The organism is Prochlorococcus sp. MIT2308, assembly GCF_059772345.1.
On record NZ_CM186283.1, the window covers coordinates 413,286 to 422,632 of the forward strand.

Below are 9,347 nucleotides of genomic sequence, written 5' to 3' on the forward strand. Positions count from 1 at the left end.
CCGTACGTCTTAGGTAGGGAAACCGTAGAAATATCAAATTTTTTTTAATCAGACATTTAAAAAGGGCCTCAGGGGACCCTTTTTATTTACCGATTCTTTGTAGAAGCTTCTGGATATTGGTGGCCTGGGGCCAAGTGTCTAGTAGAAAGGCTTTCTGACTCCATTAGGGCACCTAAACGATGCAGAGGAGTTTCGACTGAATTGACGCACCTATATCATTGATCCTTGTCGCATCAGACGAATAGCCTACTTATTCATTGAGAATGTTGGAGCAGGAACCAGAATTCAGTTCGCTTCTCTTAAATACTCAGGTGGAGTGTCGACCATCAATGGTGCCTCTGAGCTCAACAAACGTATCTTTGCTCTATTCGCACCTCAACGCAATCAGCCTTAATGCCCATTGCATTTCAACTTAACCTGATCAAAAATAGTAAGTTTGGGGTCAAGCTAGGATCTAATTAATAAATCAAAAATTATTCTCAATTAAATCTGAATAATGATTAGAAATCTGTTTTTTTTTATTCTCGGAACATTTAGCGGGATTTGGTTCGTATGGCCTCAAATCATTACGACAAAAGGGTGGGAATGCACAAAAAATGTCATTGCGTCCTCTGACGAAGAATTAACAGATATAGAATCATTAATTGAATCATTGCCCAACAGAATCAGATTAGGCTTGGCTGTTTCCCCTAAAACATTGCTAAAAAGAGAGGACCTTACACGTATCGAGAAGCTTAGAGTAGTAGGAGATGCTTGCTTTAGATAAAAAAACCAATAAAGAAAATTATTATCATAAAAACAAGTGAGCTATTGGGGTCTTAACCTAGCAACGAAATTGCAACTTTCAATTCGTTTGCATGATTGATCTCATCCTGAGCAATTTCTCTTATTCTCTGATCATTTGGATTAACGGTTAAATACTTTGCGTAAGTTTCATAAGCGTGCTCTTCAATTTTTATATTGATATCGTATGCATTTGATGGAGATATTAAATAATAAAAAACCATTATCCAGTAATAGAAGAGCACTAAATGCCTAGCTAGAAATCGATCAACCCAATATCTATTACCGCATCGTGATTCCATCTCCTCTAAATGCTCCGTCTCATTGATTGCTTGGTAAAAATGAGCCTTCATAAGCTTGTTACTTAAAGGAGTTTTTAAACCAAGCGACTCTTGTAAATGCAAAACAGATAAAAATGCAAAGTAAGGGGCTCTAGCTATCACCTCTAGGACCCAGAATCGTTGAATCGGTCTTCCTTCATATACCCGATCAAGAATAGTTACACTAAAATTTAGAACAAATGAATTAAATCCTTTCATGATCCCTCAGCTTTATGCTTAAGTATAAATACTCAACACATAAATATCGTCAATAACTTATTTCTTTAATTATCGATTTCGACTGTAGCTGAAAATCAAATTGACAGATTACGAAAACTATCTTGCTCGAACAGGCTGGTAAGCAGGAATCATCTTTCCTCCACCAAAATCATCATCATCATCTGGAAGCGCTCTAGAAATTAGCTCAACTAGTACTAGAGCAGCCATAGGATAAAAACACCATAAAACAGCTTTCCAGATGGGAAATGAGTCAACTAGCTGAAGCTCAGACATGTATCAGAAAAATGTTTGCACAAACCTAACTGATCTAAAAATATTTAGTGTTACGGTTAGTACGAAGTAGATGTTTATCTAATCGATAGTTGTGTAAAAAACACTTCAAGTTGTCTAAGTTTTCCACAACACCAGAGTCGTTAAATAACTCCAAGTTCTATCTAAAAAGCAATTTAAATAAAAAAGACCCTAGGTATGGTGTCCTACGGGCCTGGGTGATGGGGAACCTATTTTTAACTGTTTTTCATCCAAATTGCAACCCCTACCATATCTGGTGTCAGAAAGATTAAAAAAACAGAAAAAAAGGCCCATATCTGGAATCATTAGCTTGCGTAATATTTACAAAGCGAGTAATATTTAAAAATTGCTGGGTGATGGGGATTTCTCAGTATGTTCTCCCTCAAATTTTGAGGGTTTTTTAATGCCATGAAATTCTGCACTTAATTTTTATGATGGATTAAGGCAAAATTAGTTAGAACTGTTGTGATGCTTATTTTTTCTCAAATTGAAAAGATGGAACAATTAACTGATGCGATTGGTAATCCCACTGCAATATTAGTAGAGAGAATTTTTTGGTTCGGGTTAGGTGCATTTTTAGGACTGGCAATAATTACTTCTTTACTTAGAGAACTAAAAGATGGAAAAAACAAAACGTCACCAGTTTCACCTGGTCAATTAGAGAATCTTGCTAAAAAAGCGCTCCAACAAAACAGTGATATCAATTGATAGTGCCTATCAGATATTTTTATGGCCACAAACAAATTTACTTATGATAGTTGGGGCGAGAACCGTACAATCAGCTACCACTGATTAGATAATGGGCAAATATACTTAATTCAAATACAAAAAAAAATGAAATTAGTTCCTTACATATTCATGGCTGTTGCAATCTTCTCAGAGGTTTCATCAATTGCTACAACTCCTATTATCTAACTGAATCTCATTAATTGAGTAATCAGACCTAACACGTTTTGGGGAATACTGACGTTAGATTGTATATAACTAATTTACATTCATGCTCAAAAAAATATTTAAGGTAGCAAGTCTTTTTGCTTTGTCTGTTCTTATTGTTTCATCAACTGTTTTCTCGGGAATCAACCTTGTAGAGGCTGCACAAATCGGTTCTGATATTAATGAAGACAACTCTATGGGTATCGTGATCGAAGAATCAAGTGAGGATTTGAATGGCTCAAAAACTAGTACTGCACCAGACCTTGGAGATGATCAAGCTTTCCCTTTTATTCCTGGTTTTGGTAAAAATTCCGGTAAAGACTGATCATCTCTTTGTTTAAAAGAATTGATCGATGATAAATTACTAATTTTTTCTAAGGTTAGAAAAAATCCACATATATAAGTGATTATTAGCTAGGCAATTTTAATGGAAAAATGGGAATCAAAAATAATTATTTTTATTATCTTTTCAGTGCTTGCATTTGGGTCGATCTCCCCATTGATAAGGATGATTAGTGATCGTATTTCCTAAGAATGAGTTTGCAAGGACAAGCTGAGATGATTAAAGGAATTATTCCTAATATGATTACTTTTAGAATCTTTTGCTTGTAAATCTCTTATTAAAAAAAATTGAAAGATGGATTAATTGCCTAGCTGAAAAAAAATCTAGAGAAAAATCTCTAGATTTATATGAAAATTGATTTAATTTAGAACTTTTTAAAATATGCCAGGGATTATTTGACCAGTAGTGATATAAGCGCCAAGTAAAGCAATCATTCCAATCATTGCCCAACGGCCATTTGTCTTTTCTGCTTCTTCAGGATAGTTGGAATAGTTTTCTACTAATTGGGTTTGTACCTGGGTCGCAAACATGTTTTGCTTACCGTATTCAGTAATGATCTGGTTAGAAGCAGAACTGTAAGTAGGGATTACTGTTGGATCAACTGATTGACCATCTGATTGATTATCAGTTGGATCAATTGATTGATCGGAAACTGTGTTACTGGAAGTCATTTATTAACCTAAAAAATGCCTGGAATGATTTGACCTGTTGTTGCGTAAGCACCGAAAGCAGCAATAAAGCCGATCATTGCCATCCAACCATTAAACTTTTCTGCTTCTGGAGTCACGAGATTAAACTCAAATAATGCGCATGAATGTAAAGGAAAAGTAAAGGAATGTAAAGGGGGCACCCGTACACAGTAAAAGTTATCAGGGTTATTAGCTGAAGCAATATTTTTTATCCACGGTCTAAATAACAATTCCAGTAACTTTGTTTAACTTAATTCAACTAGATGGATTTAATACCAGGTGTAGTTCTTTTTTTTGGAGCCATCGGAACTGTGGCTTTACTTGGTTGGGATACTTTCCAAAATCGTAAGCCAATTACCAAAGCTGAAATGCAGCAGTCTCGTGGAACTAGAGCAGCAAAACCACAACAAAAAAGAAGAGGGCTATTTAACAGAGGATAATTATGGGTGAAATTCAAACATACGCTTCAAACTCAGGAGATTTTAGTTTCCTTTTCGTTCTAATTATTGTTGGGACTTATCTTCTTTATGAGGTTGGTAGAGCAATACTAGATAACAATGATGATGATGATATGGATGGAGGAATGACGATGCGTGTAGCAGATGGGGCACAGGCCTGAATTAACTACTAAAGTAATCTGTACTTATTGACAACATAAATATGTCGTCTCTATGTTTAAGTGTGAATTAAATATCTAATCAGTCATCTAATTAATTAAAAATTTTGAGCGAAGAAAATATCAAAATAAAAATAGATGCTTTATTGAAAGAACTTCAGGAAAAAACAGGAGTTTCGGATGAGAAGATGGACGAATTTAAAAAAATAATGGAACTAGCAGATTTTTCACAAGACAAAGAATAATTTATGTATAAGTCTTGATGAATGAAGGTTTAGCGAGATGCGAGTTTTGACCAGATAAGCAGTACTAACAAGTTAAACAATGCATATCCGACAGCAATTTGCAGTTGGTAAAAATATCCAACAATCGAAGAGGATCCCACAATGATCAAACTAGTAATAAAAATATCTATTGAAAAATTCACCTAAAAAGATCAAGCACTATAAATATTCAGATTTAAATTAAATCATGAAAGTCGAATTTGATTTTCAACAGAGTAAGCACTGCTTGTGCAGGCCTCATTGCCTGCAACTTGAGAAACAGCAATAACTAAAAGACTTAGAGAACCAACCGCTATAGAAATTGTTCTAATAGAACTGGCTTTTTTAGAGATTTTCTTGCTCATATCAAAAAATCTTGATCTTATAAGAATATGATAACTATCCAAGCATAAAAGAGTATCCATTGATACCTAGTAGAAATAATTGCCTAAAAATTATTAGAAGAAAATATTAAGAGAGCTAAATCAATTGAAAAATAGATTTGAATTAATTCTTTTAATTACATGCTTTCGATGGTTCTTGCGAGCTTTCTTTTAACAGTTCAATCCAATCTTGCAAAGAATTTAATGAGTCAATATTCAATTGGTAATAAACCCATCTACCCGTTTGCCTATCGGTAATCAAACCTGCGTCTTTTAATACTTTTAAATGAAAAGATATTTTCGATTGCGCCAATCCAATTTCATTGATCAAGTCACAAACACATCGTTCTCCTCCTGTAAGAGACTCAATGATTTGCAATCGCAATGGATCAGATAAAGCTTTTAGCAATTTCCTGGCCATTGCATTTTCAAGAACTACTTCGCTCTTTGTCGCAGTGGCCATCACAGAAGAAAAAATATAATCACATGATAAAACAAACCGCAGAAAAGGCTTGCACCGACAAACCTATATATCTATATAAAATTGATATGAGGAATCTAATCCTTTGTTGATTCACTCAATCAACTCAATCACACGTTATGCGAATCGGTATTAATGGTTTCGGTCGTATAGGACGACTTGCTCTTAGAGCGCTCTGGAGTAGATAAAATATCGAGATTACACATTTCAACGATCCATTGGGTGATGGAAAGGCAGCTGTGCATAAATTGAATTTGATTCAGTACTGTCGTTGGAACAAAGCAATAAGCAACGACCAAAACAACCTGAATATTGAAGATCACCCAATATCTTTTTCTAAAGAAAGTGATTTCACAAAAGTGCCGTGGAATGAAAAAGGTACAGATCTAATTCTCGAATGTTCAGGAAAATTAAAATCTCAACTGGCATTAATTCCATATTTTGAAACACTTGGAATGAAAAGAGTTGTCGTGCACGTCCTATTAAAGTTGAAATAGAGGGAGAGGATGCTGAAATATTGGCTACGGTATTAATCATGATTTATACGAACCCAATAAACATCGCTTAGTAACAGCTGCATCCTGCACAACTAACTGCTTAGCTCCAGTCGTAAAGGTCGTTAACCAAGCCTTTAATATTAAACATGGATGCAGTACAGCACTCCATGACCTAACAAATACACAGGAAATCGTGATTCATTTAAGCCGGATTTAAAAAGAGCCAGAAGCGAATCACAAAGTTTAATACCAACAACGACAGGTTCGGTAAATGCGATAGGGATGATTTTCCTAGAATTACAAGGGAAATTAAATAGCCATGCAGTTCGCGTTCCTCTCCACAATGCATCTTTTACTGATGCTGTATTTGAATTAGAGAAAGAGGTAACGCAAGAAGAAGTTATTCATGTATTCAAAGAAGCTTCAGAAGGAGAGCTCAAAGGGATACTCGGTTACGAAGAAAAACCACTTGTCTCGATTGATTATGTCAATGACTCAAGGAGATCAATCATTGATGCTCCCTAAACCATGGTGGTCAATAAAACTAAATTGAAAGTCTATATTTGGTATGACAAAAAAAATGGGTATAGCTGTCGAATGGCAGATCTCGTATCACATGTAATAAAGCTAGAAAAAGAATAAAAATAAAAGCATGAAATTATCGTCATTACAGCAATTGGGAACGTAACGACCAGCTATTACGCATTCACACTGACAGATGGTGCTCTAAGGATGCTAGTGATTTTTTACTTTCATAGCCTTGGATATACAACATTAGAAATTGCATTCTTATTCCTTTTTTTATGAGTTCATTTGCGTCATCAATAATCTTTATGGGGGTCCGATAGGAGCAAGATATGGATTACGTCTAACACTTTTGTTATGAACTCTTTTACAAATCGGCGCCTTATTGATGTTGATACCAGTTTCAAGTGGTTGGTCGAAACTTTTGAGTGTCCTTGTTGTCATGGTTGCCCAAGCAATTAGTGGTATAGCAAAAGATCTCAATAAGATGAGTGCTAAAAGTGCCATCAAACTGACGTTTCAGACTCCTCAGAAGAAGACGGTGGAAATATTCTATTATTTAAATGTGTAGCCATCTTTACTGGTCAAAAAATACACTAAAAGGAGTTGACTTCTTTATTAGTGGACTTTTGCTTACCAGTTTTGGTTTTAATAAAGCAGATGAATTAATGTCTATCGGTTTAGTGTCTGTCATTTTTTATGACTTTGATTTTGCCTGGAGATATTGGAAAGATGAAATACAAACTCATCTTTAAAGACTTTTTCTCAAAATTTCAAGGAATCAAAGTCCTATCTTTTGCACGTTTTATTCTCTTTGGAGCAAGAGATGTATGGTTCGTAGTAGCACTTCCTGTTTTTCTTGATACGTATTTAAATTTGAATTTTTTCTAAGATTTGAGCGTTCCTAGGATTGTGCTTTTTAGGTTGTGGCTTTATCCAAGCTTTTGCTCCGCTTTTAAGAAATTTATGGGGAAATAAAACAAGTCCAGGAGCCTCTTATGTTCAATTCTGGAGTGTTGTCTTAACTGCTATACCTCCGCAAATAGCAATATCACTATGGCAACAACGTATTCCAGAAATAGCAATTGCAGCTGGATTGTTATTGTTTGGGTTCATTTTGCAATGAACTTATCAATACATTCATATATGGTTCTTACTTATACGGACAAGGAAAACGTAAGTATAAACGTAGGCTTCTATTACATGGCAAATGCGGCAGGGAGACTTATTGGTACTCTCCTATCATGAGTTTTATTCATGCTTGGAGCTAATGCCTCTATTGGAATGCAACTATGTTTATGGTGTTCAGGCCTAGTTGTATTTATCTCATTGTCGACTAGTTTACGACTACGACAGTTTCAAGTGCTAAAGCTATTGAAAAAGCCTAGAATCCCATAACAATTAAAAATAAATTAAATATCATGCCAAAGAAATACTACTGAACCTCTGATTCTCGCTCATATTCAAGTCCAACTTCACTCATCCAAGCTGTTTAGTTTTAAAGTTTATACCATGCTCAGCTAGATGTAATACCTCAATTGAAATAAATAAAGCTAGTAGTGAAACTGGAACCCACCAAATGGGTGATCCAAATATTAACTTCCAATTATTCATTGATTTTTTTTTTTTTCATATTAAAGATCTTTTTTTTAGCTTAAGTTGGGAAGTTACTGGATAGCAAAAAAGACATTTAAAAAGAGGCTATTGTCTACTTTTTAATTTATAAGGAATTAATTTACTTACCAATACGCTTTACAGCAGCACGAGACTTAGAAAGAATATCACCTTTTAGAGGAACAAAGCCAAGTGAAGGGGCCTTAGCCTGGGCTTTATTACTTAGTAGGTAGTTAAGTGAATCTTTAATGGCTTCAGTGTTTTTACCATTACCAGTTTCGTAAGCAAGAATCCATGTAAGGGTTGCGATTGGGTATGCACCCTCTGCCTTAGGGTTAGGGTTATTACCGGCTAGATTTTTATCTAGTTGAATTACATTAAGAGCAATCGAACCAGCCTTAGTCGTTGGCTGTAAGAACTCTCCTGATAAATTTTGGAGAGCGGCTGCTTTGATCTTACCTCTAATATATGACTGGTTTACATAACCAATTGCACCAGGAGTGTTACGAATAACACCAGCAACACCAGCATTACCTTTACCACCAACACCAGCAGGCCAGGCGACAGATTTACCTGAACCTAGAGTCCAGGTCTTTGAGAAAGCTTGCATGGAATTTGTAAAAGCCTTCGTAGTACCCGAGCCATCAGAACGATGCGCCCAAGTAAGTTTTCCTTCAGGACAACCAACATCTCTCCAGTTTGTAATTTTACCCATAGCAACACGAACAGCTTGCTCTTGAGTAAGTTTAAGATCGCAATCGTAGTTATAACCAAAGGCAATAGTGCCACCAACCACTGGGATTTGAACTAATCCACGCGACACTTTCGCGATATCTGTTGCTTTCATCGGGTCATCAGACGCACCAAAATTAACGGTTTCATCAATGAAAGCTTTACGGCCAGCACCTGAACCAACAGCCTGATAGTTAACACGAGGTCCACGCTCTTTAGCTAAATCAGAAAACCAACGAGTGTAGATTTTTGCGGGGAAAGAGGCTCCAGCTCCGCTGAGTCGAGCACCTGCAAGGGCACTACCTCCTGAGCCAAGAATAATTAAAGAGGAAAGAACAATACTCTTCTTAGCAAAGCTCATCAAAGGTCTGCGACGTAAATGCAATGGAAGCATAAGACGCGAAGGTACTAACATTGATCAATACTATTTGATATAATCAATATAACTTGATACAGGGCTTACGGTGAAAAACTAATTCAAAATACAAATATATTTTGATAGTGAGAAGGGGTAGATTTACAACCCATAATACGATTGATGCTTGGTTGAAAACCAACAAATAGAACAAACAACCTTTTAATAAGAAGTTGAAAAACAAAGTAAAATATCTTCTAATAATCCTAGTCTTAATAATCG

Annotated in this window: 14 protein-coding genes and 2 pseudogenes; 8 read left to right on the forward strand and 8 right to left on the reverse strand. The window is 35.6% G+C overall.

Going from position 1 to position 9,347, the window contains the following annotated elements; genetic code table 11:
* Positions 1–496 precede the first annotated feature (496 nt).
* Positions 497–766, forward strand: a complete 270-nt coding sequence (locus AC6EIW_RS02285) for a hypothetical protein (RefSeq protein WP_498521000.1) — start codon at positions 497–499, stop codon at positions 764–766.
* A gap of 52 nt (positions 767–818) precedes the next feature.
* On the opposite strand, the gene AC6EIW_RS02290 is transcribed toward AC6EIW_RS02285, so the two are convergent.
* Complete coding sequence (locus AC6EIW_RS02290; protein ID WP_498521001.1) at positions 819–1,322, reverse strand: alternative oxidase; 504 nt, start codon at positions 1,320–1,322, stop codon at positions 819–821.
* 117 nt (positions 1,323–1,439) lie between these two features.
* The gene (locus AC6EIW_RS02295; RefSeq protein ID WP_269605792.1) at positions 1,440–1,616 is read right to left on the reverse strand and encodes a hypothetical protein; all 177 of its coding nucleotides are present in this window, start codon (positions 1,614–1,616) and stop codon (positions 1,440–1,442) included.
* Between the two features lie 486 nt (positions 1,617–2,102).
* Here AC6EIW_RS02295 and AC6EIW_RS02300 point away from each other — a divergent pair, with 486 nt between their 5' ends.
* Both AC6EIW_RS02300 and AC6EIW_RS02305 read left to right on the forward strand, forming a co-directional pair.
* Positions 2,103–2,342, forward strand: a complete 240-nt coding sequence (locus tag AC6EIW_RS02300; protein WP_498521002.1) for a hypothetical protein — start codon at positions 2,103–2,105, stop codon at positions 2,340–2,342.
* A 289-nt stretch (positions 2,343–2,631) separates the two neighbouring features.
* Positions 2,632–2,892 carry a hypothetical protein gene (locus tag AC6EIW_RS02305; RefSeq protein WP_498521003.1) on the forward strand — a complete coding sequence of 87 codons (261 nt, stop codon included), beginning with the start codon at positions 2,632–2,634 and terminating at the stop codon, positions 2,890–2,892.
* 392 nt (positions 2,893–3,284) lie between these two features.
* On the opposite strand, the gene AC6EIW_RS02310 is transcribed toward AC6EIW_RS02305, so the two are convergent.
* Entirely contained in the window at positions 3,285–3,440 is a 156-nt protein-coding gene (locus AC6EIW_RS02310) for a high light inducible protein (RefSeq protein WP_187146463.1), read from the reverse strand.
* Between the two features lie 149 nt (positions 3,441–3,589).
* A complete protein-coding gene (locus tag AC6EIW_RS02315; RefSeq protein ID WP_011294533.1) occupies positions 3,590–3,697 on the reverse strand; it encodes a high light inducible protein in 108 nt (35 codons plus the stop codon).
* Between the two features lie 165 nt (positions 3,698–3,862).
* Between AC6EIW_RS02315 and AC6EIW_RS02320 the strand changes: the two genes are divergently transcribed.
* From AC6EIW_RS02320 to AC6EIW_RS02330, 3 genes are all read left to right on the forward strand, one after another.
* Positions 3,863–4,039: a hypothetical protein gene (locus AC6EIW_RS02320; RefSeq protein ID WP_011295188.1), complete on the forward strand. Its 177-nt coding sequence runs from the start codon at positions 3,863–3,865 to the stop codon at positions 4,037–4,039.
* A 2-nt stretch (positions 4,040–4,041) separates the two neighbouring features.
* On the forward strand, positions 4,042–4,218 hold the full coding sequence (locus tag AC6EIW_RS02325) for a hypothetical protein (RefSeq protein ID WP_498521004.1): 177 nt from the start codon (positions 4,042–4,044) through the stop codon (positions 4,216–4,218).
* Between the two features lie 104 nt (positions 4,219–4,322).
* The gene (locus tag AC6EIW_RS02330) at positions 4,323–4,460 is read left to right on the forward strand and encodes a hypothetical protein (RefSeq protein WP_498521005.1); all 138 of its coding nucleotides are present in this window, start codon (positions 4,323–4,325) and stop codon (positions 4,458–4,460) included.
* 224 nt (positions 4,461–4,684) lie between these two features.
* Here the strand turns inward: AC6EIW_RS02330 and AC6EIW_RS02335 are convergent, their stop codons facing one another.
* Both AC6EIW_RS02335 and AC6EIW_RS02340 read right to left on the reverse strand, forming a co-directional pair.
* Positions 4,685–4,843, reverse strand: coding sequence for a hypothetical protein (locus tag AC6EIW_RS02335; RefSeq protein WP_498521006.1), 159 nt, complete (start codon positions 4,841–4,843; stop codon positions 4,685–4,687).
* Between the two features lie 151 nt (positions 4,844–4,994).
* The gene (locus AC6EIW_RS02340) at positions 4,995–5,324 is read right to left on the reverse strand and encodes an ArsR/SmtB family transcription factor (RefSeq protein WP_498521007.1); all 330 of its coding nucleotides are present in this window, start codon (positions 5,322–5,324) and stop codon (positions 4,995–4,997) included.
* 137 nt (positions 5,325–5,461) lie between these two features.
* On the opposite strand from AC6EIW_RS02340, the pseudogene AC6EIW_RS02345 reads away from it, so the two are divergent.
* Positions 5,462–6,481 (forward strand): annotated as a pseudogene (locus AC6EIW_RS02345) (ArsJ-associated glyceraldehyde-3-phosphate dehydrogenase).
* Between the two features lie 10 nt (positions 6,482–6,491).
* Positions 6,492–7,762, forward strand: a pseudogene (gene arsJ, locus AC6EIW_RS02350) (organoarsenical effux MFS transporter ArsJ).
* An 81-nt stretch (positions 7,763–7,843) separates the two neighbouring features.
* Here the strand turns inward: arsJ and AC6EIW_RS02355 are convergent.
* Entirely contained in the window at positions 7,844–7,978 is a 135-nt protein-coding gene (locus tag AC6EIW_RS02355) for a hypothetical protein (RefSeq protein WP_498521008.1), read from the reverse strand.
* Positions 7,979–8,099: 121 nt separating this feature from the next.
* Positions 8,100–9,071 carry a phosphate ABC transporter substrate-binding protein PstS gene (pstS, locus tag AC6EIW_RS02360; RefSeq protein WP_498521602.1) on the reverse strand — a complete coding sequence of 324 codons (972 nt, stop codon included), beginning with the start codon at positions 9,069–9,071 and terminating at the stop codon, positions 8,100–8,102.
* Between the last annotated feature and the right edge of the window lie 276 nt (positions 9,072–9,347).